The organism is Pedobacter sp. JCM 36344 (assembly GCF_046546555.1).
Lineage (GTDB): Bacteria > Bacteroidota > Bacteroidia > Sphingobacteriales > Sphingobacteriaceae > Pedobacter.
Genome location: NZ_JBKHKK010000016.1, coordinates 1 through 25103 on the forward strand (window position 1 = coordinate 1; position 25103 = coordinate 25103).

25 protein-coding genes and 2 pseudogenes are annotated in these 25103 nt (G+C 38.5%); 12 read left to right on the forward strand and 15 right to left on the reverse strand.

Annotation, left to right across the window (positions count from 1 at the left end; all coding sequences use genetic code 11):
- On the forward strand, positions 1-212 hold a 212-nt coding region (locus ACHFIZ_RS14640; RefSeq protein WP_410887128.1), incomplete at its 5' end, for a hypothetical protein.
- Positions 213-797: 585 nt separating this feature from the next.
- Positions 798-1823 carry a hypothetical protein gene (locus tag ACHFIZ_RS14645; RefSeq protein ID WP_410887130.1) on the forward strand — a complete coding sequence of 342 codons (1026 nt, stop codon included), beginning with the start codon at positions 798-800 and terminating at the stop codon, positions 1821-1823.
- 13 nt (positions 1824-1836) lie between these two features.
- Here the strand turns inward: ACHFIZ_RS14645 and ACHFIZ_RS14650 are convergent, their stop codons facing one another.
- Positions 1837-2343, reverse strand: coding sequence for a YetF domain-containing protein (locus tag ACHFIZ_RS14650; RefSeq protein ID WP_410887132.1), 507 nt, complete (start codon positions 2341-2343; stop codon positions 1837-1839).
- A 157-nt stretch (positions 2344-2500) separates the two neighbouring features.
- Here ACHFIZ_RS14650 and ACHFIZ_RS14655 point away from each other — a divergent pair, with 157 nt between their 5' ends.
- Positions 2501-5176 carry a heme-binding protein gene (locus tag ACHFIZ_RS14655; protein ID WP_410887134.1) on the forward strand — a complete coding sequence of 892 codons (2676 nt, stop codon included), beginning with the start codon at positions 2501-2503 and terminating at the stop codon, positions 5174-5176.
- Positions 5177-5194: 18 nt separating this feature from the next.
- Positions 5195-5893, forward strand: coding sequence for a DUF1080 domain-containing protein (locus ACHFIZ_RS14660; RefSeq protein WP_410887135.1), 699 nt, complete (start codon positions 5195-5197; stop codon positions 5891-5893).
- 283 nt (positions 5894-6176) lie between these two features.
- On the opposite strand, the gene ACHFIZ_RS14665 is transcribed toward ACHFIZ_RS14660, so the two are convergent.
- A complete protein-coding gene (locus ACHFIZ_RS14665; RefSeq protein WP_410887137.1) occupies positions 6177-6836 on the reverse strand; it encodes an ATP-binding cassette domain-containing protein in 660 nt (219 codons plus the stop codon).
- A 338-nt stretch (positions 6837-7174) separates the two neighbouring features.
- Between ACHFIZ_RS14665 and ACHFIZ_RS14670 the strand changes: the two genes are divergently transcribed.
- Complete coding sequence (locus tag ACHFIZ_RS14670; protein ID WP_410887139.1) at positions 7175-8143, forward strand: family 43 glycosylhydrolase; 969 nt, start codon at positions 7175-7177, stop codon at positions 8141-8143.
- Here ACHFIZ_RS14670 and ACHFIZ_RS14675 read toward each other — a convergent pair.
- The 4 genes and pseudogenes from ACHFIZ_RS14675 to ACHFIZ_RS14690 all read right to left on the reverse strand — a co-directional run bounded on the left by ACHFIZ_RS14675 (position 8127) and on the right by ACHFIZ_RS14690 (position 10979).
- Positions 8127-8576, reverse strand: coding sequence for a glycoside hydrolase family 97 C-terminal domain-containing protein (locus tag ACHFIZ_RS14675; protein WP_410887141.1), 450 nt, complete (start codon positions 8574-8576; stop codon positions 8127-8129). The two genes, ACHFIZ_RS14670 and ACHFIZ_RS14675, sit on opposite strands and share 17 nt — an antisense overlap.
- Positions 8521-9105 (reverse strand): annotated as a pseudogene (locus tag ACHFIZ_RS14680) (glycoside hydrolase family 97 catalytic domain-containing protein). The gene ACHFIZ_RS14675 and the pseudogene ACHFIZ_RS14680 overlap by 56 nt, the downstream one beginning before the upstream one ends.
- A 67-nt stretch (positions 9106-9172) precedes the next feature.
- Positions 9173-9970: pseudogene (locus tag ACHFIZ_RS14685) on the reverse strand (glycoside hydrolase family 97 N-terminal domain-containing protein).
- A gap of 163 nt (positions 9971-10133) precedes the next feature.
- Positions 10134-10979 (reverse strand): sugar phosphate isomerase/epimerase family protein, encoded by an 846-nt coding sequence (locus ACHFIZ_RS14690; protein WP_410887143.1) that lies wholly within the window; start codon positions 10977-10979, stop codon positions 10134-10136.
- Positions 10980-11042: 63 nt separating this feature from the next.
- On the opposite strand from ACHFIZ_RS14690, the gene ACHFIZ_RS14695 reads away from it, so the two are divergent.
- On the forward strand, positions 11043-11762 hold the full coding sequence (locus ACHFIZ_RS14695) for a YqjF family protein (RefSeq protein ID WP_410887145.1): 720 nt from the start codon (positions 11043-11045) through the stop codon (positions 11760-11762).
- Here ACHFIZ_RS14695 and ACHFIZ_RS14700 read toward each other — a convergent pair.
- On the reverse strand, positions 11759-12472 hold the full coding sequence (locus ACHFIZ_RS14700; protein WP_410887147.1) for a hypothetical protein: 714 nt from the start codon (positions 12470-12472) through the stop codon (positions 11759-11761). The two genes, ACHFIZ_RS14695 and ACHFIZ_RS14700, sit on opposite strands and share 4 nt — an antisense overlap.
- A 180-nt stretch (positions 12473-12652) precedes the next feature.
- Between ACHFIZ_RS14700 and ACHFIZ_RS14705 the strand changes: the two genes are divergently transcribed.
- Positions 12653-12961 carry an RNA recognition motif domain-containing protein gene (locus tag ACHFIZ_RS14705; RefSeq protein ID WP_410887149.1) on the forward strand — a complete coding sequence of 103 codons (309 nt, stop codon included), beginning with the start codon at positions 12653-12655 and terminating at the stop codon, positions 12959-12961.
- A 107-nt stretch (positions 12962-13068) separates the two neighbouring features.
- Positions 13069-13758, forward strand: a complete 690-nt coding sequence (locus ACHFIZ_RS14710; protein WP_410887151.1) for a lysoplasmalogenase — start codon at positions 13069-13071, stop codon at positions 13756-13758.
- Here ACHFIZ_RS14710 and ACHFIZ_RS14715 read toward each other — a convergent pair.
- The 5 genes from ACHFIZ_RS14715 to ACHFIZ_RS14735 form a co-directional block, all read right to left on the reverse strand.
- Positions 13745-13915, reverse strand: coding sequence for a hypothetical protein (locus ACHFIZ_RS14715; protein WP_410887332.1), 171 nt, complete (start codon positions 13913-13915; stop codon positions 13745-13747). The genes ACHFIZ_RS14710 and ACHFIZ_RS14715 overlap by 14 nt on opposite strands.
- A gap of 501 nt (positions 13916-14416) precedes the next feature.
- A complete protein-coding gene (locus tag ACHFIZ_RS14720) occupies positions 14417-14785 on the reverse strand; it encodes a hypothetical protein (RefSeq protein WP_410887153.1) in 369 nt (122 codons plus the stop codon).
- Positions 14786-14929: 144 nt separating this feature from the next.
- On the reverse strand, positions 14930-15382 hold the full coding sequence (locus tag ACHFIZ_RS14725) for an ISL3 family transposase (protein ID WP_410887155.1): 453 nt from the start codon (positions 15380-15382) through the stop codon (positions 14930-14932).
- Between the two features lie 752 nt (positions 15383-16134).
- A complete protein-coding gene (gene istB, locus ACHFIZ_RS14730) occupies positions 16135-16884 on the reverse strand; it encodes an IS21-like element helper ATPase IstB (protein WP_410887157.1) in 750 nt (249 codons plus the stop codon).
- Positions 16885-16945: 61 nt separating this feature from the next.
- Positions 16946-18154, reverse strand: coding sequence for a hypothetical protein (locus ACHFIZ_RS14735; protein WP_410887159.1), 1209 nt, complete (start codon positions 18152-18154; stop codon positions 16946-16948).
- Positions 18155-18197: 43 nt separating this feature from the next.
- On the opposite strand from ACHFIZ_RS14735, the gene ACHFIZ_RS14740 reads away from it, so the two are divergent.
- Positions 18198-18356: a hypothetical protein gene (locus ACHFIZ_RS14740; RefSeq protein WP_410887161.1), complete on the forward strand. Its 159-nt coding sequence runs from the start codon at positions 18198-18200 to the stop codon at positions 18354-18356.
- Positions 18357-18460: 104 nt separating this feature from the next.
- Here ACHFIZ_RS14740 and ACHFIZ_RS14745 read toward each other — a convergent pair whose 3' ends face one another.
- Together ACHFIZ_RS14745 and topA are read right to left on the reverse strand one after the other, a co-directional pair.
- Positions 18461-18865 carry a hypothetical protein gene (locus ACHFIZ_RS14745; protein WP_410887163.1) on the reverse strand — a complete coding sequence of 135 codons (405 nt, stop codon included), beginning with the start codon at positions 18863-18865 and terminating at the stop codon, positions 18461-18463.
- A gap of 12 nt (positions 18866-18877) precedes the next feature.
- Positions 18878-21469: a type I DNA topoisomerase gene (gene topA, locus ACHFIZ_RS14750; protein WP_410887165.1), complete on the reverse strand. Its 2592-nt coding sequence runs from the start codon at positions 21467-21469 to the stop codon at positions 18878-18880.
- Positions 21470-21642: 173 nt separating this feature from the next.
- Between topA and ACHFIZ_RS14755 the strand changes: the two genes are divergently transcribed.
- The 3 genes from ACHFIZ_RS14755 (at position 21643) to ACHFIZ_RS14765 (ending at position 23970) form a co-directional block, all read left to right on the forward strand.
- Complete coding sequence (locus tag ACHFIZ_RS14755; RefSeq protein WP_410887167.1) at positions 21643-22155, forward strand: glutathione peroxidase; 513 nt, start codon at positions 21643-21645, stop codon at positions 22153-22155.
- A gap of 101 nt (positions 22156-22256) precedes the next feature.
- Positions 22257-23021: a 5'-nucleotidase C-terminal domain-containing protein gene (locus tag ACHFIZ_RS14760; RefSeq protein WP_410887169.1), complete on the forward strand. Its 765-nt coding sequence runs from the start codon at positions 22257-22259 to the stop codon at positions 23019-23021.
- Positions 22999-23970 carry a bifunctional metallophosphatase/5'-nucleotidase gene (locus tag ACHFIZ_RS14765; RefSeq protein WP_410887171.1) on the forward strand — a complete coding sequence of 324 codons (972 nt, stop codon included), beginning with the start codon at positions 22999-23001 and terminating at the stop codon, positions 23968-23970. Before ACHFIZ_RS14760 ends, ACHFIZ_RS14765 begins: the two co-directional genes overlap by 23 nt.
- On the opposite strand, the gene mnmA is transcribed toward ACHFIZ_RS14765, so the two are convergent.
- Positions 23947-25038, reverse strand: a complete 1092-nt coding sequence (mnmA, locus tag ACHFIZ_RS14770) for a tRNA 2-thiouridine(34) synthase MnmA (protein WP_410887173.1) — start codon at positions 25036-25038, stop codon at positions 23947-23949. The genes ACHFIZ_RS14765 and mnmA overlap by 24 nt on opposite strands.
- Positions 25039-25103: the final 65 nt, after the last annotated feature.

Genomic DNA, 25103 nt, shown 5'->3' on the forward strand with positions numbered 1-25103 from the left:
TTAGCTATACTGTAAAATCAAAATCCATAACAGGTAGTATTTTTAAAGATAATACTCCTTCAAAGTCTGTTGAAATAAATGTAGGATTGGATGAAAAAAGGACAGGACTTAACTTCTTTTTTTCCTTAGGCTGGAGCATTAATTCCGATTGGAGCATCGAAAAGCGCCGCAAGGACTTTAAGTATTGTCCAATCCTTCCTGAGATTAGTTAACAATAGGAATGCTTTCTATGCCTATTCCGGCTTTATAGAAGTTACGTACGATACTAAAAAAGGCGATCTTTAACTGAAGATGTATTCTATGTTGCAAATTTTGACAGTAATAGGATTAGAAAGCTAACAGGCAATTATACCACAGAGTTTGATGCGGGCAGTGGCGAATCTGCGGCGGGAGACTTTGCGTTCGAAGGTCCCAGCTTAGCAACATCATTACTTAGGCCAACTAATATTACATATGACAGGGTATTGAAGAGGTTTTATTCTTTACTATATGTAAATAATACGTTCAAAATAGTGTAGACAATTGGTCTTTAAGTTAGGCTAGGTGTGAGAGGGTACCAATAAGGCCTTTCCGAGTTTTAGGACGAGTAATTTGGGTCGGACCTAAAATAAAAACCGGCATCGTTGGATGTCGCTTTTTATTTTGCTATTGATATTGGGGTTTTTTGGCGTTTGCTGACGCTGCTTTTGCATTATTGTTATTGCATTTACCTAATAAAGAATAGATTAACACGAATGTTAATATTTCCTTCCTTAAGAAAGTTTCGTGCATTCTGATTCTTTCCCTATTTTAGTGCCATGACCAAATTAAACTACAATGTTCTGTTATGCTTTGTGACGCTTTCAACAACCGCTTTTGCACAAGTTAAGCCTTCGGAAATCTACGGGCAATGGGTGATAACCAATATCACATTTAAAGACGGAGCCGCTTTGCCTGATGAAAATCCGCTTAAGTATACTTTTGTGAAATATACTTTTGACGAAGCTAATAAGATGTACAGCACAACAAAGGCGGAAAGTAGGGGTGCGTTGACTTACTATCAGATAAAAAAAGACCAGTTGATCATAAATAATGCTTCAGGAGTTATCGTAAGTAACTTCTTGATCAGCAAGCGTGGTGCAGATACTTTAAATATACTCCGTAAAGGACCTAGAGGATTTGCAGACCCTGATGCGATCATCTATACTTTTGTTCGTGAAGATTTAGTACGGCAAGCGCAATCAAAGGTTGCAAGTAATGATTTTACTATTGCTGGACGCGATACCGTTTACAATCAGTCTTCATTACTTTATGCTAAGTTCGGTCTTCCTGAGGGTTTTGAGAGTTATGCAATGGAGGATCTGAAAGATAAAGTCGGTGAGCAGGGTACGGCGCTTTTCCGAATGAGTTTTATCGTCGATAAAAATGGAGTAGCAGATAGCGTTAAGGTTATTAGGGGTATTTGGCAGGCATACGATGATATGTATTTAAAAGCTTTCAAAAAAGTGAAGGGCAAATGGAAGCCTGCTCTGCTAAACGGGAAGCCAGTGGCAGTGAGGATGTTTGTGGAGGCAAGATATGTGGCAAGCGCTATGATTCAACCGTCAGTTGTATACAGTAGTCAGGGAGACGTATTTTTCAACAATGGTAAGTTTGATGTTGCTGTTCAATATTATGACGCTGCCTTAAAGAATTACCCTGAGAATGAAAATAACGTGTATAAGCGTGCAATTTGTAAGCTTAGATTGAACGATACTGCTGGAGGTTTGGCTGACTTAAAAGCCGTAAAAGAAATGAGGGGCAATTTGCAGGTCAATGAGTTGATTGCGCAGTATTCTAAATAAGAGTCATCTTTTTTCAATTAATAGGATAGTTGTTGATCGCTCTCACCCACATTTTACAATTGCACTTGTGATAATGGGTATCTGTTGTGTGGGGTAACCGCTCAACATTACCTGATGTATTAAGAATGGCTTTATCAATTTCCCCAAGGTGATAGATGCTCTGTTGTCCCAACTCCGAAATGAATTCGTCAGCAGCGAAGTTCTCCTTTTTGAAGCCCTCAATATTGAATTCTTCCGCTTCCACCGAGTATACACCTTTGACTTCTACAATGACTGCGAATATCACAATAGGCGTCAATGGTCCTATTTCTTTGTAAAACATCAGATCGCCAGCAGCAGGACCTATGCTGATAATAACTGCGAATTCGAATATAGAATGCTGTATCATACCTCTTTTACTTAGTAACCTCACTCCAATTAGGATGGTAAAATACATGATGATTGTGCGAAAGGAAATCTCTAGTAAGAATTTTAAGTTTTCTTCGCCGATAAGGAGTCTAGTCCAGTCAATTGATAGCATCACAAGTAATGATGATCAGAATCAACTTTAATTTAAACATTTTGTAATCCTACAGAAAAGGCAGCCAACAAATAAATTACAAAGAAACAGGATAGATCAGGTTGCTATTGTGGTTTATACATCATAAACTTGTAATAACCACATTGAAACCAATATTATGACCATCAAAAGGAACATGTCTGCCGGGCTACTCGTCTTTTTTTCTGCGTTTATTATTTTTGCCCTCTCCTTCACAACATTCAAAACAGTTATCACTGGCCCTAAGGTCGATAAACTGAAATTGCTTGCTGATTTTAAAGCGGAACATTTATACAGTCCTTCGGAACATAAAAACGGTTCATGGGTTGCCATGACCTTTGATGATAAAGGGCGGATGATCGCATCAGATCAGAATGGTTTTCTTTACAGAATCGTTATCCCTCCGATAGGTGCGGATACAAATGCAGTTAAGATCAAAATTGAAAAGCTGATTATCGGAGATACAACTGTGTCTAAAATAGGGATGGGATATGCGCACGGTCTACTTTATGCATTCAATAGCCTGTATGTGATGGTAAATCATAAAAGCGACGATAAGTTTAAGCAGGGTAGTGGATTGTATCGCCTAGAGGATACAAATGGAGACGATCAATACGATAAAGTAACTTTACTTAAGGCTTTTAATGGTGAGGGAGAGCATGGACCACATAGTTTGGTGTTGTCGCCCGATGGAAAATCCATTTACATGATTTTGGGTAACTATACGGATATGCCTCCAATGGATAAGTATTTATTGCCCAGGACATGGAAAGAAGACAATGCTTTTCCGCTGATAAAGGACCCTAATGGACATGCTACCGACCGCTACGCACCCGGTGCATTTGTGGCGCGCACCAATGAAACTGGTATAGAATGGGATCTGATCACTGCGGGATATAGAAATCCATTTGATCTTACCTTTAATGAAGACGGTGAACTATTCGTTTATGATGGAGACATGGAATGGGATTTTGGAACGCCATGGTACCGACCAACGCGGATTCTGCATGCGCCAAGTGGAAGTGAATTTGGATGGAGAACTGGAACAGGAACATGGTCTCCGGATTACCCTGACAACCTTCCGGCTATTCTAAATATAGGACCTGGATCGCCAACAAACCTCATCAGCGGAAAAGACGCCAGATTTCCAGAGAAATACAGGAGAAGTCTACTGGCGTTTGACTGGACATTCGGTATCATTTACGCTGTTCATTTAATTCCAGATGGAGCATCTTACAAAACCACCGCAGAAGAGTTTTTATCGGGGCAGGCTTTGCCACTTACAGATGGCAAGATTGGTCCAGATGGTGCACTATATTTCCTTACCGGTGGAAGAAGTTTAGAGTCTGATTTGTACCGTGTTTATTACGGCGACAATTCGCTGCCTAACGATTCACTGGTATCAAAGTTATCTGGTGCAGCTTTACAGGCGCAAAAATTAAGAAGGGAATTGGAGGAGTTTCATAAAGGGCCTAATCCTAAAGCCATTGAAACTGCATGGCCCAATTTAAAAAACAAAGATAGGAATATAAGATATGCCGCGCGAATTGCAATAGAGCATCAGCCTTTGATTGCGTGGCAAGGGAAAGCACTTTCAGAGACTGATCCTATCATTTTGACTCAGGCGATAATTGCTTTGGCAAGAAACGCGGATAAGGCTATGAATAGCAAAATGTTGAATGCGCTAATCAAAGTGAAATTTAGTGGCCTGAATGAGGCGCAACAAATTGATTTTCTGCGTGCTATGGAGCTGACCTTATTAAGGACGGGACAGCAGCTCCCTGCTGACAAAATTAAACTGAAGTCGTATCTAAATGCTCAATATCCTTCGAAGCGCAACGATCTTAACCGTATGCTAAGTAAGCTTTTGGTTTATCTTGGCGATGAAAGGGTTGTAGCTAAAACACTTTCGCTATTAGATGTCGCAACAGATGGTACTGGTAATCAAGAGGCATTGGCCAACTCCACTGATCTTATCTTAAAGAATCCGCAGTATGGAATGGATCTCGCGAAGATGTTATCGAAAACTCCTCCCTCGCAACAAACCTATTATGCAGTTGCGCTTAGTGAGGCAAGGCAGGGATGGACGCCGGCATTGAGAGAGAAATATTTTAAATGGTTTTATAAGGCTTTTTCTTACAAGGGAGGGAATAGCTATATCGGCTATATTAATGCCGCAAGAAAAACGGCTTTAGGTAATGTACCGAAAGAGCAATTTGCTCATTTCGATAAGGTATCTGGAAATGATTTGGTTGATAACAATCAGCTTAAGTTCGCTGATATCGTGCAGCCTAAAGGGCCGGGTAAAGAATGGAAGCTTGACGAGGCAGTTGCGGTGGTTAAGGATAGTTTACTGAACAGGAACTTTGCAAATGGGAAGATGATGTTCGCCGCGACCATGTGCCGGTCCTGCCATAGCATTGGTGCAGAAGGTGGATCAGTGGGTCCGGATTTGACACATTTGGGAACGCGCTTTTCTGAGAAGGATATTTTGGAGGCTATTATTAACCCTAACAAGGTGATTTCAGATCAGTATGCTGCAACATCCTATTATTTAAGGGATGGTAGTTCTATATTGGGTAGGTTTAAAAGTGAAACGAAAGACAAGATCTTCATCTCTCAAAATCCGTTTTCGCCTCAAACGCTTCGTTCAATTAGTAAGAAGGATGTAATAGTAACTTCCGTTTCTAAACTTTCTATTATGATGCCTGGTATGATCAATAGTTTGAATAAAGAAGAATTAAAAGATTTGATTGCTTACCTCGTATCTGGAGGTAATAAGGAAAATAAAGTTTTCAAACCCGCTGTAAAGTAATAATCTAATCGATATGAAATGTATTTAAAGTTTGCTGTTCTCGTTTCATTGTGTTGCTTTTTAGGTTTATCGGCGATGAGTCAGAAGAAAGGCTTCGTTAGGATTTTTGATGGTAAAAGCTTGAAAGGATGGAAGGGGGATTCGGCCCATTGGAAAGTAGAGAAAGGAGTGATTGTTGGAGAGGTTACTCCTGAAAAACAATTAAAGGAAAACACTTTTTTGATTTGGGAAGGAGGGGATGTTGCCGACTTTGAATTAAAAATTCAGTACAAGATTTCTGCCGGCGGCAATAGTGGAATTCAATATCGTAGCGAATTGGTACCCGGAATTACTTACGGATTGAAAGGTTATCAGGCAGATATTGATGGAAAGAATGAATATACTGGTTTGAACTATGAGGAGCGCGGCCGAGGATTTATTGCAAAGCGAGGACAAAAAGTAGTAATTGATGCAGCAGGAAAGCCAGTTCTAGAGGAGTCTTTTGGGAGCACTGACTCGCTTTCGCAGGTATTAAAATTGAATGATTGGAATGAGTATCATATAATTGCCAAGGGAAACCGCATGCAACATTATATTAACGGCGTATTGATGAGTGATGCTATCGACAATGATGTTAAAAACAGGAAGTTCTCTGGTTTTCTAGGTTTGCAAGCACACGTTACCTCTGAGATGAGGGTGGAGTTCAGAAATATTAGAATAAAGAAATATGCCAATTAAGACTTTTTAAAGAATTTCTTTCATTTGAGGTATGTTTAATGCTTTCTCTCTCAAGTTAAGTGTCCTCTTTCTGTTGATTCTAGTTATCAAAACTGCTAATGCTCAAACGGATTTTGAATGACAAGTTATGGACAAGATATCTGAAAGGCCTATTCAATCAGTCACTGTGGTTTTATTAAGGACCAAGATCGTAATGCTGACTAATCAAACAGGGTGACTCCTTGCTGCAACAACGACGTTATTGCAGCGATAGAAGACCTTAAAGCTTTCATTTTAAGCCCTCCTAATTGCGGTCGGCTGGAAGATAACCATGAATCTTAAGGTCTTCTGTAGTATTAATATTGTAATTGCCTCCATTGTGAAGCAACACGATCCTTGACGATATATCCAAAATTTGTTTATAATGATGGTCAGTTATGATAAAGCCTTTTACGGCTTTTAGTTTGAGAATATGTGTCTTCAGTTCTTCTGAAATTAATGGAGCAAGTTGTGAAAATGGTTCATCTAAAAGTACATACTTGCTATCTCCATATAAAATTAATAATGACTCCACTAATCTTTCCTGACCACCAGAAAGGTTTTTTATAGGTACATTCAAGTTTTCTTTTATGAGGTCAATCTGTAGAACTTCATTCCTGTATTTATTTATGTACAGTTTCAAAAGTGTTTTCAGCTTTATCTTTCCAGGGATAAAGTTACCCTGTGGGAGATAGGAAATTTTGCCTGTCTTGTATCCTTTGTCAATAAGGGTGTCATCAATTTTCAGATGTTTGTATTGCGGTTGGATACTGCCAAATATAATTTGTAGGAGGGTAGACTTGCCGCAACCATTTCTTCCCAATACGCCGACAACCTCACCAAATTCGCATTTTAAGTATACGCTATTGATTATTTGATTCTCTCCATATCTATGCGATACGCTGTCTATATATAACTCTTGCATAGATAGATAAGGCTAAATAAGATAACCATAAAAATGAAATCTAAAGTGAAAAAAATACCGAAAACTTTACTATAACCTAATCTCATATTTCGGTAGTAGAGGTGCATGTCTTTGAAAAACACCCTCTCTACAAGTCCTGAGATGAAATATCCTGTAAGCTTAAACATAAGTGCCAGCATGTAGAGTGGGTATTTATCAAACCCCTTAATAAAGAAGAGAAATGCGAAGTAGCCAGTAACGATTAAGTTAATTAATATTCGCAGCTTAAAATGAGATAGATAAATGGTTTTGAGCTTGTAGTACATTCCTAGGCTTAAGATTGTTAATTTTGCCCTAATATGCTAAATAAACTTATAAAATTCCTTTTATTGACTACTATCTGCTCCGTTAACAGTAGCATGTCTCAGGATCTCAGGCGCGATATCCGAGCTCATGATCCAGCAATAATAAAGAAAGGCAATAGTTACTATTTGTATTGTACCGGAAAAGGCATCAAAGTATGGTCTTCGGTCGACCGGGTTAATTGGAAATCTGAGCCGTCGGTGTTTTCTGTGTCGCCGCAATGGGCAGTGGACGCAGTGCCGGGATTTGATGGGTTTATTTGGGCTCCTGACATTTCATTTTTTAATGGTAAATATTATCTGTACTACTCTGTTTCAACATTTGGCAAGAATACCTCTGCTATTGGAGTGGCAACTAACCTTACGTTAGACCGATCTGATCTCACCTACAAATGGATAGACCATGGTATGGTTATTCAGTCTATTGCCGGAATGACAAATTGGAACGCAATAGATCCGAATATTATTACCGATAGCGATGGCACTCCGTACCTGAGTTTTGGTTCGTTTTGGGATGGACTGAAACTAGTTAAGTTATCTGCAAACCGATTGAAAGTTGAAGGGTCGTTATTAAATTTACCTACCATAGCGAGTAGAGGAAATCGGATAAATGCAATTGAAGCACCGTTTATATTTAAGAAGGGTAGATATTTCTATCTTTTTGCCTCGATTGGTTTTTGTTGCAGAGGTAAAGAAAGTACTTATAAAATTATCGTAGGTAGAGCTGAGAAGGTGTCGGGCCCATTCCTAGATGACAAAGGAAAATCATTAACTGCAGGAGGAGGACGGCTAGTCTTACAGGGCAACAAAGATTGGTATGGAGTTGGCCACAATGCCGTGGCCAACTTTAACAGGAAAGATTACCTAATTTTTCATGGTTATTCTGCTTCCGAGAATGGCGCTCCAAAACTTTTGATCAGAACATTGAGATGGAGAAGTGGCTGGCCGGTTAGTTCGGCATTATAACAGCAGCATAACCGCCATTTCTAACCGTTTTAATGTCGATTTTGTCTTCAGCTTTAACTTGCCTGGTTTTCTTTCTATAATCCATTGCTTGTCTGCCAGCGTTAATTCCGTCTTCAAAATAAGTCATAGTATAGCTTTTGCCTGTTTCAAAAAAATCTAGGTTGAGCTGTAAGTTCCTTACTTTCTTTGAGCCGTTGGTAATGCCGCTAATAAACCACTTATTATCTTTGCGCTTTACAACGACGGCTATTTCACCAACTTTGGCTGCGAGGGCCTTAGTTTCATCCCAAGTTGTCGGCACAGAAGTCATAAACTCGGTACAGTCCAGGTTTCGGTAGTAAATGGTTGGGTTATCTGGTATCATTTGGATGCCGCTTTCAAATACTACAAATAGGGCCATTTGATAGGCACGTATACCAATTACTTGCAGCATTTGGTCTTTGGGCGCTATATGATTCTGGTTTCATGTTGATCATGGCACCTGGGGTGAAGTCCATCGGTCCAACAGCGTTGCTCATGAATGGTAGAAGCAGACTGTTGTTTGGCTGTGTTCCACCCATTTGCTTCAAGCTTCTTACTCCCTCGTAAGAAATCAAATTAGGATATCTGTACTCCAATCCCGCGGGCTTAAAAGCACCGTGGAAATCAACGAATAATTCATTTTTCGCAGCTTCTTTCGCTACTCTCTCGTAATAATTTATCATCCACTTATCACTGCGATTCATGAAATCAATTTTAACACCTTTCACTCCCCATTCCTTGAAAGTTTTGAGTAACTCCATGTTCTTGTAAACAGTTAATCAGGTAAGCCAAAGTACCACTCCTACATTCTTTTCTTTACCATAGCGTATCAGCTCATGCACATCCATCTTTGGATTGGGGGTGTACGGATCTGTAGTGCTATTTGCCCAGCCTTCATCCATAAGGATATATTTCAAACCAAACTTAGCAGCAAAATCTATATAGTATTTATAGGTTTCGAGATTGTAACCAGACTCGAAATTTACATCTGGTCCATAAGGAGCCGCGTCATTCCCAACTTACCTGACCTGGTTTTATCCAGCTTGAATCCTTGACAACACTTGTTGATGCAAGCTGTAAAGTCATTGTATTTTCTATTAATTGTTTATCGTCTGTAGTAATGCCAAAATATCTCCAAGGAATGTTACGACTGCCAGCTGTTCTGGCAATGTAATCAGCCTCTTTGGTTATTTTCAAACTTCGATCGCTGTCTTCCCCAAATTCTAATGGCGCTTTAGGAAATGTAGAGTTGATTGCATTTTTGCCACTTCCTTTAAAAAATAGACATGGATCGTCGCTAAGATCTGATTCACTAACTAAGATTTTATATTGCTTTTTAGTATCAATTAAGATTGGTCACGTACTCATTTTGGTATTCCAATCTGCAGAACTAACTGTTAAGTAATTTTCTGCATACGCAGTCTCAAATCCGCCGGGCTGTTGAACATGCAAATCATAGTTTGCGGGGAAATTCAAGTCGACCTGCTCGTTCAAAACTTCAATATCGCCCTTCTTGCTCGTAATAAAACGAAAGGCGATTCCACTATTAAATACCCGAAATTCAACTGCATAGTTGCCTTTAAAAGTCAGTACCAATTTGTTGTATATAGAAGTCACCGTGGAATACTTTAAAGAAATATACGGCTTGATTATACTGTTGCCAGCAGAGGCTTTGGCGCTTAATAGCTTGGGACTACTTCCCAGTACATCATTCTTCAACTCTAACGCCATGCTATTGTTGGTAAAAAGCTCATCAGCATTACATGAAACTGAATAGCGGACTTCGTCCGTGATTTTCAGAGACACTATAATAGCTCCATTGGGAGATTTAAGTTCCAATTCTTTCTTAGCGAGTATACTACATAAAAAAGCGAAAAAAAGTGTTAGCGTGAGCGCAAGTTTTTTAAATTTAATTTGCGTGCGATTTTGTAGATGCTAAACTACATAAAAAGACTTTAGAGTCACAAAATCATTGACTTAAAGCGTCACATACCCCCCGAAAATACCCTACTGATTCCGCAATACCTGCTATAGGATCTTTCATGTCTTTCTCATATTCTAATGAGCAAGAACCCGTATAATTTAATTTTTTGAGTACTTTGAAAAACGCCGGTATATCGATTATGCCCCGTCCAAGTTCACAAGTTGTACCAGTGTTTGAAGGTGCAGTCACATTCTTAAGATGCATATCGAATATTCGTTTGTGATACTTCTGCATATCGAGGGAAATATTTTTACCTGCCCGGGTGTCATGACCTATATCAAAACAGATTCCTATCCGAGGATCTAAACCCAATATGTGTCTATATATGCTTTCTACGGTCGGATAAAGTTCATCTTCAGGACCATGGTTGTGAATGGCAAACTTAATATTCGATTCTTTAACCTTTTTTTCGACATAAGGAAGATCAGCGTGTAAAGGGATACCAATAATCATATTTACTCCGACACGCTTCGCGTATTCAAAGGCCTTGTCGATTTCAGTCTTAGTCTTTGTGTAGATGGGACCGACAGCATAACCAATGACATTAGCTACTTTTAATTTCGACTGGAAATCAGCAATCTCGGTATCAGTGCTCATGTATGGCAAATGAAAGTCTTTTATGCACAAATATCGAATATCTAGCTTTGTCATCATTTCAAGTGATTTGTCTAACTTAAAATTTAGGAAAGAATAGCCCGCCATACCGAGCCTAAGGCTACCGTTGTCTATATTGATTACGGTATTTTGAGCACTAAATGTGCTTAGCTTGCTGGCAATGGTTGCTGCTACGCCAATAATTCCTGTTTTTAGGAAGCTTTTTCTTGTATTCATGAATTCTTAAATAATATACTATTTACCAAGATAGTAATAACGCACGATTGATTATCTTGCAGGATGAGTTTTTTAAAGGCAGAGTGGCGTAAGTTGATAATGGCCAATTATAGAGTAGATAGAGATTTGTTGCTACCGTATTTACCCGTGGGCACCGAGCTCGACTTCTGGAATAATACCTGCTATGTTAGTCTTATTGGCTTTCTTTTTAAGAATGTCAGACTATTAGGTATCGCAGTTCCTTTTCATACTAATTTTGAGGAAGTAAACTTGCGGTTCTATGTACGATATAAGGATGCAGGTGTTTGGAAAAGAGGCGCGGTCTTTGTCAAGGAAATTGTGCCTAAGTATGCATTATCATTTGTTGCAAATACCATCTACAATGAGAAATACCAGACTCTACCTATGAAACACAGTTGGGAGATCAAAAATGACGACCTACTGGTAGAATATAATTGGAAGACAAAAGGGAAATGGCAAGGGATAAGCGTTTGTGCTAATGCAAATTTGTCGGAGATACCCGTAGCATCTGAAACGGAGTTTATCACAGAACATTATTGGGGATATTCAAGATATAACAAATCAGTTACGAATGAATATGAAGTAAGGCACCCAAAATGGAAGCAGTATGCTATAAAGTCTTATCAGATTGACGCCGACTTCTGCTTAACCTACGGTGATCATTTTAAGGTTTTAGATAATACGGAGCCAGTTTCAGTTTTTCTGGCGGAAGGTTCCGAGATTTCAATAGAGCGAAAAAAAGCGATCCGAGCCATGCTCTAATCTGCCCAGGTAATAGATTCTATATCAAAAGGCATCTTAATTGTATTGAATTTCAATGTTAATAAATTCCCTTTTAAACATCCCTTCGAATCGTCTTCATCATAATTATGAATTTTTATTATGACTTTATCGTCGGCTGAGATCAAGAAGTCGAAATCGGGATTTTTATCATACAGCATTCCAAGGCATGATTGACTGGACGGATCCACCATGTAACTTAAGGAGTATTTACCTAATAATTTATCGAGGTTTAATGCTGCTGAACTGAACTTATAAAGTTCATAAGCATGAACCGTCTGTCTTGACTTTATATTCTCTACAGTAATAATTACGTAATGGCCATCTCGAATTTGATAGGTTGTCAGTAGAAAATTTCCGTCGGGTAAAGTAAGGTCGATATGGTTGTTTTTAAACATGTTAACCGATTTAAAAACGGAAGCACTATCTACTAAATAACCGTTTTTTTCTACGCATTCCCTCATAGCTCCCCTTTGAGCCCTTGTCCATTTGAAGGATTTACTTAAAGTATCGGGTAGAATGCTTAAAATAATCATCATGTCTCTGTTTGCGACACGGTCAACTTTTATTGTATCAGGAATCACAATAGTTTTACTACTTGGTTCTTTAATCGAAGATCCGGATTTAGAGTTGTAGTCACAGGAGTACACTAGTATTGCTAATAAAAGGAATAAAGGTAAGTACCTTTTCATATAATGCTCTGGTTTAAAGGTCCAAGATACTAGATTCTTTATTGCTAAAAAAACTATTTTATTTGTCAAACATTTTCATTTTTTGAGATGTTATTAATTTACTTAATTAAACTTATAAGTGACACACGCATTGGTTTTTAAGCGAATTTTGCTTAACTTTGTGAAAATTTTTAAACATTAATGAAGATATTTATTACAGGCCTTCCAGTAGAAGTAGGGGAAGATGAATTGACAGCCGTATTTGGTGATTTCGGTCAAGTAAAATCACTTAGGATAATAAAAGATCGTGAGACTGGTCAAAGCCGTGGTTTTGGTTTCGTAGAAATGCCTGTTGAGGAAGAGGCAAAAGAAGCGATCAAGCGTATGAATGGTGGCGATTACAACGGCAATAGAATTAAAGTAGCTGAGGCGCAAGAGAAACCTAATACAGGTGCCGCAGGCGGCAGCGGTGGTTTCAAGCGCAATAATCGCACTGAAAAGAGCTACTAACCAGCTAATTTATTTATTTTAATCATTTGATATATATAAGGCATTAATAAGAGTAACCTCTAATTAATGCCTTTTTTTATCAATTATTTTTTTGTCTATTAATGGTTATGTTTAAGAAACACTTGAAATTTTTACTGGTATTTTTATTGATCTCCTTGCTTCAGTTAGTTGGTAGATATTTTAATATCGAGTGTTTAAAAATTTTCACTACACCATTAATAGTCATCTGGCTGATAATTTTTTTAATTGCCACAACTTCACTGAAGGGTAGATTTCATAAGCGATTATTTATAGGAATGGTATTGGCTCTAATTGGCGACCTGTTATTGCTCTTTGTCCATTTAGATGAAAAGTATTTTAGCTATGGCTTGGCCGCTTTTATGTTAAGTCATATTTCTTACACCAGGGCGTTCTATCTTGATTTTAAGTCCGCACCGGACTTGGATAAGAAAGGGGCGAGGTTAGCAATCATCTTTTGTGCCGTTCTAAGTACTGTTTTCTTTTTCTACTTAAGACCTTATTTAGGGGCTATGCGTGTTCCCGTTTTGGCTTATACGTTAGTGATCAGTCTTATGATGATGATGGCAGTATTTAGACATCTAAGGGTAAATGTGGTAAGCTTTAACCTGATATTCGTCGGTGTAGCTTGTTTTATGCTATCTGATGCCTTAGTGGCATATCAAAAATTTGTGATTGGATTCGCTGGTTCAAATGTCGCAATTATGGCTACCTATATGACAGCACAATATCTTATAACGCTAGGAGCAGTTGAACGCCAATTGATTAATAAGACCTAAGGTTTACGTCTTTGTCGAATATAATGAAATTCTTAACCTGTCTTCCCCTGTTGTCATCAACTATTGTTAATAAATGCTTTCCTGCTGAGTGGCTTATCGCAAGCTGATGATAATTCGTTGTAGTTCTAATAAATTTGTTGTTGAGACGCCAGTAAATCTTGACAGTGCTACTTCTATGGGTCGTTTGTTAACACAATTTCGCCTCCTTTCCCGTTAAACTCCAAGGGTATATAAACCGTTGCATTATTCTTTGGATAAATCATTTCCAGTAACTACTCAGGTTCTCCTATGAATCAGCAATAGTTAGGAAAGCATTTAAGATTTTCTGCTGATTTTTCTTGCATGTGTCGGTGATAGAACGCATGATTGCATAGTTCTATGCGCCTTTGTAGCCGGTAAGTATACTTGCAGGATTTTTGGCAATTAGGAGTGGTTCTTCGCCAATTTTGATGCACCTATCCCGTTACTGAAAGACAGACTTTTCTTCTAAGCAACTGAAAACAACACCTGCCATACATCTCGCGCTTTTTGTTTTTCAATCTGTTTACATTTCCTTCAACCAGTCCGTTTGTCCAATTATAGGTTATGGCATTTTTTACAGCCACGATATCCTTTTTCACCCATTACAAAAGCGATCTATTTTTTTTAGGCCTATTGATTAGTCATTTTTTATCCAGATATCCAATTTTTCATGACATCCTCCTTTCAAAATATTTCTGAAGTTGATATAAAGGTTGCGTAAACTCGATAGAAGAGGAATTTCGTTTACCAGTACATCAACGATTTCTTTTTCCTTTGAGCATTCACCTGTATCCTTTGCAACTCCATACTCTTGATTTGTTAAAAAAATGGATAGCTTTCTTAGGGGAGGGATATAATTAATCCAAATTTCTGGTTTAGTGATTTTTAATGGTTCATGACATGCCCTGTTCCATTTATGCTGATAATCATGAAATTTTATATTAAACCATCTGGTAAAAGAGCGTTCACAACATTTCAACCCTATATCCTTTAGGGACTTAAACATTGAGGTTGGGTTGATTTCCAGACTGACCATGTGGTTAATTTCAGCTATATACCTATTATAATTTACACGAGTACTTCGAGGTCTAGTTGAAGGTATACCATGTTCCAGGTATTTCACAATAGTGGCTCTGTCTGTTTGCGTTCTTCAAGCAATGTCAGATATATTATGCCCATCTTTTTTCATCTTGGTTATTTGAAAAAGCTTTTCCCTCTTCTGGATCATAACTGAAGACATCTCCATCTTAACATTATCTTGAACATCATTTTGGGCTTCCAGAATTACTTTCATGGACTTCTTTAATTCAATTGCCTCATATATATTTTTAGCAACTTCTTTCAAATGGCTGTATTCACGTTTGATTTCTTCTTGGATAGCGTCACCCAGATTTTTTACTAGATGAAATCTATCTGCGATTTGTTTTGCTTGTGGTAACGGCTTTGTAATTGCACTTGCATAAGATGTCGCCCTGTCTCGGGTTACATATTTGATCTCTTGATGACCTGAAAGCCATTTTACAACATCCCCGGAATCCCTGCTGTTGAAAAGGTCAATAGGGCGTCCAGTATCCGCATTAACGATGATTGATCCATAGTTCATTCTCTTTCCTTTAGCCTAATCATCTATACCAATGCACAGCAGATTATCGTCTATTGGCATTGCCATGGACTTGACCAGCCTGAGGCAAGTGTTGTTACTGATGGGGATATTCATCAGTTTTGAAAAATAGGCGCCTTTGTTCGAAGATATTTTAATAATAAACTGCTTTAAATACAATGAAGCCCTTTCGGTGCGCCTAGAATAAGGACTTGTTAACTCACTGCACCGTTCTGAGAATATTCGTTTTTCGCAGTTGGGGTTTGTACAAGCAAAGCGGCGAATCCAAAGAGATATAAGAACCGCATTTGTAGCCATGGGCAAATCTGCTAAGGTTCTAAAATAACACGATCGTACACTACGGCTGCTTTTCAAACAGTTAGGACACTTAGAGCGTTTCCCTGTTATTCTGGCAAAAAGCCTAATTGTTGAATTTTGTATTTCTAAATGGTATATTCTTATCTTCCAGTCAGCATACAACAAAGCTACCAGATTTAGGTTAGGAGAGTTAGACAAAATCAATGTTCAAGTATCTGTTATTCAATGCTTTAAGATACATAAAAGGACTCAAGAAAACAAGCCTATTGCTCATTTATTGTGCTGATTATCAATTATTTAATGTTAAATATTCTTCTTTTTTAACGTGCATCAAAATTGGTGAAGAACCTTAGGAGTACATAACATTCGGTAAGAATACCGTCCGGAAAACGGTAAGAATGAATACATAGCTCGGGTCAAAAGTATGGTATTAAAGTTTAGGATTCAAAGAACGTTTGCCTGTTCTCCAACCGGTAACTTTCGCCAGTTAAATTGACCATCTCACACCTAAAAAGCAGCCTGTCCAACAGCGCAGTGGCGATAACTTCGTCGTCGAGCATCTTAGCCCATTCTGTAGGCTTTTTATTGGTGGTAATTACGATAGAGGTGGATTCATAGATGTGGTTGATAAAGTTGAAAAAAGCTACTGCAATATTCTTTTCCAGGTGGAAACGCATGATATCATTCAGAACGATCATATTCGCTTTAAGCAGTCTTTTATACTCGATCATTTGTGATTTTCCAAAGTCTTTGGTCTTCAGTGTATTTACAATATCCTCCATTGACCCGAAGTAAGCCCGGTATCCAGCTTTAACAGCATCAGCCGCTAGTCCTGCCGCTAGAAAAGTCTTCCCGGTGCCGCTGGACCCCATAAGCACGATATTAAACAATTGATCTATCCAGTTTAACTCTCTGAGTTGTGCCAGTGGAACTGTTTTAAGGCCATTTTTTTCTGCGTCATAATACGCCAGGTTATTGCTTTTTCGCAACCCTGCAGCCTTAATTCGTTTTGCCTGGTCTTTGCTTTGACGGTGATCTGCCTCACTTTGGAGCAGTTCCAGTGTAAACTGCATGAAGCCCATGTTTTTTTTTTCTGCACCACTAACCAATGTATCCAGCTGTGCGCCCATTCCGTTCAGCATAAACTTGCTGCAGAGCTGTTTGATTTCCTGTTTTTGTATTTCCATGTCTTAGTTTTAGTTAAGGTACCCATTGCTTAACGGCTACCGTGGCAATGGGTACCAGTTATTATTTTATGGTGAAGTAGCTATCGTAAGTGCTCAATTCGCTTTGAACGGGCGTTGTATCTGCTATAATCCTGCTTGTTCCATTCAGGGGATTAAGCTGTATGATTTTTGGATTAACCTGATTGTCTTTTATCTTCTCGCGCTGCAAGGCGAGCACCATAGCTTTAAAGTCCGTAGCACTGATAATCTGATGAGCACAGGCATAATTAAGTGCCTGGGATGCAATTATAGGGTCAAGGCCGGTAACGGTTGCTTTAAGCAGCTGGACCTGATCTCTAATATATCTTGGCTTATGGTCTTTTATCTGCATAACCCAGTTCAGCGCCTGTAATTTATTTTCCATCAGCTCACTAAACTCCTGCATCATCTCACCAATGGCTGCATGTTTATCGCGGCCATGGTCACAGGAAAGGATCTTCTGTCCTTTAAGCTTACAGATCTCATGGTGGCAGATTTCTTCTTGCTTTTCATTTAAAAGGATCAGTTGATCCAAGGTGACCTTGAGTAAGACTTTTGTTCCTTTTCCTTTGTAAGTACCTATGGGCAAACTATATATATTGCTCTTGTAGGAGATCTTATTGTCCTTATGCACCATATAGCATGGGTATTGTTCAGCTTCAGCAATTACCGGATGCCATGTTCCTAAAAAGTCTTTCTCTATTTGATATTCGTGCGCGGGCACCTTTTTGGTTGTACCATGTTCAAGGGCATTTGCTGTACGGGAAAGCCAGGCTTGTGCTTCATTATTGAGGGTTTCCAGGTCCTTGAAAGAACGGTTGCACAAAAAGTTCTGTTTCACATATTTGACCACATTCTCTACCTTACCCATACTCTCGGGATCTGCCGTCCTGCAGAAATGGGTAATGAAACTACTTTGGGCCACATAAGTGCGAAAGCCAGCGGTTAGAATAATATCTCCAAGGTTTTCTGAAACTATAAACAGCCGGTCCTGATCGTAAACAATCTCAGAAGGGCAGCCCTCAATAGTGGACCATGGTTGAAACAAAAACGCAATCCCCGTTTTGTTGAAAACGTTCAGTTTTGTCGAAGTGGATGAGTTTATGATAGGAGCAGATGCCGGTCTTTTCACCTTTCGAAGAAGATGATTGTTCAATTTTATCGGGGCAAAATTCACCAGCTTTATAGCAGAGATGTCAGGATGCATCACAAATGGTTTTAGACAACCGGAAATACAAAGCTGAGCTGACATATTATTCAGGGGGTCACAGTACTGCTGTAAAAACTATGTAGATATGCTGCCAGACAATCACATAGCTATCATTATGATCCAAACTGGAAGTCCTTATGATAACGCAATCGCAGAAAAGGTAAATGGTATTCTAAAAGCTGAGTATGACTTATATTCCTCTAGCGTAGGTATAGAAAATACAAGAAAGAAAAATAAGCAATGATTACTATTTGCTGATTTTTAAGAATGGAAGAACGTTGGGTTGTCATACGCAATGGGTTGGGGTATCTCGTAGGAAGATACTTATTTTAGCTGATTTACAAAACGCTATTTTATCATCACCCCAGGTTTATTAATTAGTGGTATTCTTATCAGGTTTTCATCCACGATGCTTTCTGGAAGGAAAATGAATTTCTTATCATAAATTACTCCTCCAATATAGTAACTTAACCAATATTCGTTTGTGAGACCGAACACTTCTGTGTCAATTGCTTCCACCCCAGCGTATGATTTTGCTTTCAAGTCACCTATAAAATGCCTCAACACAGATGTTTTAACTATTTTAGCATGTTTCTCCCCATATCCTTTGGAACTGATTAATACATTGTCTATCTGAATGTCTTTCAGGTTTACCACGTAGACCGTCCAGTTCTTAACTTCAGGTGTTTCGCTGAGCAACACCACGGCCATAGCTATATCTTCAACAACATTTTCTGGCAGATCCTTTTTCATATTCGCAAATGCTTATTTCTTTGCAACAGCCTTTTTAGTAGAAGGCTTTTTAGTAGTCATTTTCTTTGCAACGGTACCTGCTTTTTTTGCAGCTACCTTTTTTGTTTTCGGTTCAAATGCATTTGGAACCTGTTCAACTACCAACTTCTTAACATCCTCCAAAGTTAATATTGCAAGTTCTTCAGGAGTGTACTTGTCGTTAGACTTCGGATTTTTGCGAAGCTTCAACATTTCTTTTCCAAAACGAATAAATGGTCCCCATCTACCATTTTCAATAGCAATTTTATCTGTTTCCCATTGTTGAATAAATCTATTTGCTTCCTTTTCAAGTTTTTTATTAATCAATTCTTCAATGTCATAAGGTCTCAAGTTATCGAAGTCGTAAGCATTAGGGACATTTATAAAAAACTCATTCCATTTTATGAAAGGGCCGAAACGACCAGTGCCTTTAGTTACAGGCAAGGCTTGGAAATGAGCAACAGGCGCATCTGCGGTAACCTTTTCCATAATTAATTCAATCGCACGATCGCGATTGATAGTGAGGGGATCTTCGTTTTTTGGTACAGAAATGTAAGCTTCGCCCCATTTAACATACGGACCAAACCTTCCAACGCCAATTGACACATCTTTGCTCTCGTAATCCTCCAGCTGAAAAGGCAGTTTAAACTGTTCCAATGCATCTTCGAGCGTTACCGTTCCCACAGATTGCGACTTCGCAAGACTAGCATATCTTGGTTTTTCCTCAACATCATTCTGACCAATTTGAACTAACGGTCCAAACTTTCCTACCTTCGCATAAACGTTTTTACCTGAAACTGGGTCTATCCCTAATAATCTTTCACCGTTAGCTCTATCAGCATTCTCAAGCGTTGATTCTACTTCAATATGAAAAGGAGTATAGAAAGAGTGAAGCATCTTTGTCCAATCCTGTAGACCCTGTGCGATCTCATCAAATTCTTTTTCAACGTTTGCGGTAAAATTAAAATCAACAATCCCCTTGAAATGCTCAACGAGAAAGTCATTAACGACTTCTCCTATGTCTGTTGGAAATAGTTTGCTTTTCTCTGCCCCCGTAATTTCTGTTTTTATGTCCTTTGTTACTCTTCCATCTATCAAAGTGATTGCGGTATAAGAGCGCTGTTTACCGTCTCTTTCTTCCTTTACTACGTATCCTCTATTTTGAATTGTTGAAATTGTTGGCGCGTAAGTAGAGGGTCTTCCTATTCCCAACTCTTCAAGTTTTTTGACTAAGCTAGCCTCTGTATATCTTGCAGGTGGTCTTGAGAAACGTTGAGTTGCACTCAATTCTTTTAAAAGCAATTCCTGACCTCGAGCTAATGGCGGTAACATTCCAGCTTTTTCGGATTCGTCCAAATCGTCGTCATCACTTGACTCCAGATAAACTTTTAGGAACCCATCGAATTTAAGCACTTCACCTTCTGCAACAAGTCTTTCGCTACGTTTGCTGATGGTGATCTGAGCAGTCGTTTTCTCAAACAGCGCTTCACTCATCTGAGATGAAATTGCCCGTTTCCAGATCAGCTCGTAAAGCCTCTGTTCTGAACTGTCACCATTTACCGTATGGTTGCTAAAATATGTTGGTCGAATAGCCTCGTGTGCTTCTTGAGCGCCGGCTGATTTTGTTTTATAGACTCTTAGATGATGATATTTTTCACCCCATGCAGATTTAATCTCCGCAGCAGCGGCTTGTAAGGCAGTTTCAGAAAGATTTAATGAATCCGTTCTCATATAAGTAATATGTCCACTTTCATACAATCGCTGAGCGATTTGCATGGTTCTCGAAACGGAATACCCGAGTTTCCTGGAAGCTTCTTGCTGTAATGTAGAGGTTGTAAAAGGTGCAGCCGGATTGCGTTTTGCGGGTTTAGTCTCTAGGCTACCAACTTCAAAGCTTGCCTCAAAACAGTCATTTACAAATTTCTCTGCATCATCCTCTATTACGAAACGGAGTGGAAGTTCTGCTTTTACGAGTTCTTTTCCCTTTCCTGTTAGAAATTGCGCAGTGATCTTATAGGCCGCAACGGCGTTGAATTTATTAACTTCTCGCTCTCGGTCAACAATCAATCTTACAGCGACCGATTGGACCCTGCCCGCTGACAAAGACGGTTTTATTTTCTTCCATAAGACTGGAGACAATTCGAAACCGACTAACCTGTCCAGTACGCGTCTTGCTTGTTGAGCATGGACTAAATTGTAATCAATTGTTCTTGGCGTATCGATGGCTTTTAAAATAGCCGGTTTAGTGATCTCATGAAAAACTATTCGTTTAGTATTTGCTTCTTTCAAACCCAAAGTTTCAAATAGATGCCAGCTAATCGCTTCTCCTTCGCGGTCCTCATCTGATGCGAGCCATACCATTTCAGCTTCTTTCGCTAGTTTCTTAAGTTCTGCGACAACTTGTTTTTTATCGGCTGGCACCTCATAAGTTTGAGAGAAATTATTCGCGATATCGATTCCCATGTCTCCTTTAACTAAATCCCGGATGTGACCGTAACTTGATTTAACAAGAAAATCTTTTCCTAGATACCCTTCTATCGTTTTAGCTTTTGCGGGTGACTCAACTATCAATAAATTCTTCGCCATTCAGAACGTTTTTCTGCAAATAAAGCTATAAATAAGCCGAATTTCAAAATTTCATGTATAATTTGCTTGATTAATTCTCCAATGCAAAAGTTTCTATCGTCTATTTTACTTGGCGGCTATATATTTATATCCATTTTGTAGTTAACTTCGTATGTATCTAAAAACCCAAAAACATGAATACACTATTAGTTTTACTTACCATGTTCTTTACACCACCAGCAAAGAGCGTGTATGATTTTTCTTTTAAGACAATTGACGGCAAAGAAGTTAAACTTTCCAAGTTTAAAGGGAAGAAAATTTTAATTGTGAATACAGCCTCCAAATGCGGTTATACTCCACAATATGAGGATCTTGAAAAGTTACATAAACAGTATGGTAAGAAAGTAATTGTAATTGGATTCCCTCAGGCGAATTTTAATGATCAGGAGCTCGCTACCAATGCAGAGATTAAGAAATTTTGTACTGGCGAATACAATGTTACCTTCTTACTATCTGAGAAAAGTAATGTTAAAGGTGCCGAGATTTCTCCATTGTTCAAATATTTGACCATGGCTCCCAATTCTGATTTTACTGGAGATATCAAATGGAACTTTGAAAAATTTCTTATCAATGAAAAAGGAGAATTAGTACACCGCTTCCGCTCAAAAACTACGCCTTTAAGTCCAGAGATAACTAAAAATTTGTAACTGAACTGTGATTTCATCACAAATGCGAGAGAAATCTTTAATGGGATTTCTCTTTTTTTATACCTTTATTTTATGCTTAAATAGTGTGGCTAAACTCCATTATGATTAAATGTAACTACCGTTTTAACACTTTAATTTTATTTGCGGTTTTATGCCTATTTGCTTGTAAAAGCAAATATCAGATTACTCAAACAAAGCGAGCAGAATATAATATAAATAATGATCTGCCGGTTGACAGCAACATTATTAAGGCTTACAATCCCTATAAGGTGCAGATGGAGGCAGAGATGAATAAGGTCATTGCACACTCCAACGTTTTAATGTCGAAAGTTGAAAGTGATAAAAACCCTGAAAGTTTATTGAGCAACTTTTTTGCTGATGCTACTTTCCATGAAGCACAGAAAATTGACAACAATATTGATTTTGCAATACCTACCAGCAAAGGCGGTTTGCGTTTGGACATCTCAAAAGGGGAGGTGACCATGTCTAATATTTTTGAGACTATGCCGTTCGAAAATGAGTTGATTGTATTTACACTCAGCGGTACAGACACACAAAATTTAATAAATTTTATTGCGTTAAATGATGGCGAGCCAGTCTCAGGTTTAAGGATGAAAATCGTAGACAAAAAACCTGTCAACATTACTATTAAGGGCAAACCATTTGATGCTTCAAAAAGCTATCGAATTTTAACTACAGACTATTTGGCTGGTGGAGGAGATAATTTTCAAAGTTTCAAGAAACCTATTGACAAAAAGCATCTGGGTTTAAAGGTTAGAACAGCACTGATAAATTATATACAAAATCTTGAAAAAGAAGGAAAAAATATTAATCCAATATTAGATGGAAGAATCACTAAAAACTAATCGACGGAGTTTTCTGAAGGCGGGAGGCATCCTTTCTTTAGCAACTGCGTTAAACCTTAATCCTTTGCAAGCGATTGCGGCTGGAGATGTTGTCAAGCTCAGCATTCTCCACACCAATGATGTTCATAGCAGAATTGAGCCATTTCCTATGGATGGTTCCAGGTATCAGGGTTTAGGCGGAATTGCCAGACGAGCCGCAATTATAAAAAAGATTAGAGGAGAAGAGCGCAATGTTTTACTCTTTGACGCTGGTGACATATTTCAGGGTACTCCTTATTTCAATAAATTCGGTGGCGAGATTGAAATGAAGCTGATGACAGCTATGAGTTATGACGCCGCAACAATGGGTAATCATGATTTTGATAACGGCCTTGCAGGTTTCTATGAGCAGCTGCCTCATGCGAATTTCCCAATTCTTTGTAGCAACTATGACTTCTCAAATACATTACTTAACAAATCCACTATACCGTATAAAGTATTTAACAAAGAAGGTATTAGTATAGGTGTTTTTGGAATTGGAATTCAACTTGAAGGGATTGTTGATATCCGTAGCTATGGCGATACCCTTTATCTTGACCCCCAAAAAAAAGCGAATGAAACAGCTGACTTCCTGAGAAATGAATTAAAATGCGACCTTATTATCTGCCTTTCTCACATTGGATATACTTATTCGAGTGATAGAGTAAGCGATAAAATATTGGCTAAGAATAATAATAATATTGACCTGATTATTGGCGGACACACTCATACATTCATGGATAAGCCAGAAGATGTATTAAACTTGAGTAGCAAAGTCACAACAATAAATCAAGTAGGATTCGCAGGAATTAATCTTGGCAGAGTAGATTATTATTTTGAAAGGTATAAGGGAAAACGCGCTAAAAGCGGATCTCCGTATCTGATAAGCAATGATTTAAATAGTTGGTTAACAAAGAAATCCGCCCCCTAAAAGATCATTTCCTTCATAAAAAACTGCTGATTGTCCAGGTGCAATCGCTGATACCGCATGGTCAAACACTACCCGAATTCTATCCTTTTCTTGAACAATGGTACTCAGCGTACCTGCATCTTTATATCTTATTTTTGTAACTACGTTATCTAAAGGCTCATTGATATTAGAATACTTAACCAAGTTAATATTTCTTACCATTGCCTCTCCCCGTTCTAATTCATTCGCCCTTCCTAAAACAACAGTATTGCTTTCAGGTAGAATCTGCAACACAAACATAGGCTCCCCAAAAGCAATTCCTAAGCCCTTACGTTGACCGATAGTATAAAAAGGATAACCTTTATGTTGTCCAATAATCATTCCATTACTAAGTACAAAATTACCATTTGCGACACGATCTTCCAGATCTTCCACCTTATGTTTGAGAAAAGCGCGATAATCATTATCTGGCACAAAACAAATCTCATAGCTCTCACTTTTTTTAGCCAATTCTTCTTGTCCCATATCCATCGCCATTTGTCTGATTTCAGATTTTGCGAACGATCCAAGCGGAAATTTTGTACGGGCTAAGTTTTCTTGTGAGACACCCCACAATACATAAGATTGGTCTTTATTTTCGTCTCTACCTTTTGATATCACATGCCTTCCATTCTCCTCGAATCTAATATTGGCATAATGACCCGTTGCAATAAATTCACAATCAAGTTTATTAGCACGTTTCAATAGAGCCTCCCATTTAATATGTGTGTTGCATAGAACACAAGGGTTAGGGGTACGACCAGCAAGATACTCGTCCACAAAATTATCAATTACAAAGTCGCCGAACTCATCTCTAATATCCAATATATAATGAGGAAAGCCATAATTTACAGCTAGGGTACGAGCGTCGTTGATACTGTCAAGACTACAGCAGCCGGTTTCTTTACTGCTACTTCCTGAAGTAGCATAATCCCAGGTCTTCATCGTTAAGCCAATTACTTCGTAACCTTCCTCATGAAGCATCACCGCTGCAACTGAACTGTCAACTCCTCCACTCATGGCTACCAGAATTCTGCCTTTTTTACTCATTGTAATTTTTCGAAATACAAAAATAGTGGAATTAACTCATAGATTGGCATTTCGAGGTCAAATGC

What these genes read in the sequence shown, in the direction of transcription:
- ACHFIZ_RS14645 (WP_410887130.1), top strand. Translation starts at nt 798, where the DNA reads ATGACCAAATTAAACTACAATGTTCTGTTATGCTTTGTGACGCTTTCA.
- ACHFIZ_RS14650 (WP_410887132.1), bottom strand. Translation starts at nt 2,343, where the DNA reads ATGCTATCAATTGACTGGACTAGACTCCTTATCGGCGAAGAAAACTTA.
- ACHFIZ_RS14655 (WP_410887134.1), top strand. Translation starts at nt 2,501, where the DNA reads ATGACCATCAAAAGGAACATGTCTGCCGGGCTACTCGTCTTTTTTTCT.
- ACHFIZ_RS14660 (WP_410887135.1), top strand. Translation starts at nt 5,195, where the DNA reads ATGTATTTAAAGTTTGCTGTTCTCGTTTCATTGTGTTGCTTTTTAGGT.
- ACHFIZ_RS14665 (WP_410887137.1), bottom strand. Translation starts at nt 6,836, where the DNA reads ATGCAAGAGTTATATATAGACAGCGTATCGCATAGATATGGAGAGAAT.
- ACHFIZ_RS14670 (WP_410887139.1), top strand. Translation starts at nt 7,175, where the DNA reads ATGCTAAATAAACTTATAAAATTCCTTTTATTGACTACTATCTGCTCC.
- ACHFIZ_RS14675 (WP_410887141.1), bottom strand. Translation starts at nt 8,576, where the DNA reads ATGCTGCAAGTAATTGGTATACGTGCCTATCAAATGGCCCTATTTGTA.
- ACHFIZ_RS14690 (WP_410887143.1), bottom strand. Translation starts at nt 10,979, where the DNA reads ATGAATACAAGAAAAAGCTTCCTAAAAACAGGAATTATTGGCGTAGCA.
- ACHFIZ_RS14695 (WP_410887145.1), top strand. Translation starts at nt 11,043, where the DNA reads ATGAGTTTTTTAAAGGCAGAGTGGCGTAAGTTGATAATGGCCAATTAT.
- ACHFIZ_RS14700 (WP_410887147.1), bottom strand. Translation starts at nt 12,472, where the DNA reads ATGAAAAGGTACTTACCTTTATTCCTTTTATTAGCAATACTAGTGTAC.
- ACHFIZ_RS14705 (WP_410887149.1), top strand. Translation starts at nt 12,653, where the DNA reads ATGAAGATATTTATTACAGGCCTTCCAGTAGAAGTAGGGGAAGATGAA.
- ACHFIZ_RS14710 (WP_410887151.1), top strand. Translation starts at nt 13,069, where the DNA reads ATGTTTAAGAAACACTTGAAATTTTTACTGGTATTTTTATTGATCTCC.
- ACHFIZ_RS14720 (WP_410887153.1), bottom strand. Translation starts at nt 14,785, where the DNA reads ATGTTTAAGTCCCTAAAGGATATAGGGTTGAAATGTTGTGAACGCTCT.
- ACHFIZ_RS14725 (WP_410887155.1), bottom strand. Translation starts at nt 15,382, where the DNA reads ATGAACTATGGATCAATCATCGTTAATGCGGATACTGGACGCCCTATT.
- istB (WP_410887157.1), bottom strand. Translation starts at nt 16,884, where the DNA reads ATGGAAATACAAAAACAGGAAATCAAACAGCTCTGCAGCAAGTTTATG.
- ACHFIZ_RS14735 (WP_410887159.1), bottom strand. Translation starts at nt 18,154, where the DNA reads ATGTCAGCTCAGCTTTGTATTTCCGGTTGTCTAAAACCATTTGTGATG.
- ACHFIZ_RS14740 (WP_410887161.1), top strand. Translation starts at nt 18,198, where the DNA reads ATGCTGCCAGACAATCACATAGCTATCATTATGATCCAAACTGGAAGT.
- ACHFIZ_RS14745 (WP_410887163.1), bottom strand. Translation starts at nt 18,865, where the DNA reads ATGAAAAAGGATCTGCCAGAAAATGTTGTTGAAGATATAGCTATGGCC.
- topA (WP_410887165.1), bottom strand. Translation starts at nt 21,469, where the DNA reads ATGGCGAAGAATTTATTGATAGTTGAGTCACCCGCAAAAGCTAAAACG.
- ACHFIZ_RS14755 (WP_410887167.1), top strand. Translation starts at nt 21,643, where the DNA reads ATGAATACACTATTAGTTTTACTTACCATGTTCTTTACACCACCAGCA.
- ACHFIZ_RS14760 (WP_410887169.1), top strand. Translation starts at nt 22,257, where the DNA reads ATGATTAAATGTAACTACCGTTTTAACACTTTAATTTTATTTGCGGTT.
- ACHFIZ_RS14765 (WP_410887171.1), top strand. Translation starts at nt 22,999, where the DNA reads ATGGAAGAATCACTAAAAACTAATCGACGGAGTTTTCTGAAGGCGGGA.
- mnmA (WP_410887173.1), bottom strand. Translation starts at nt 25,038, where the DNA reads ATGAGTAAAAAAGGCAGAATTCTGGTAGCCATGAGTGGAGGAGTTGAC.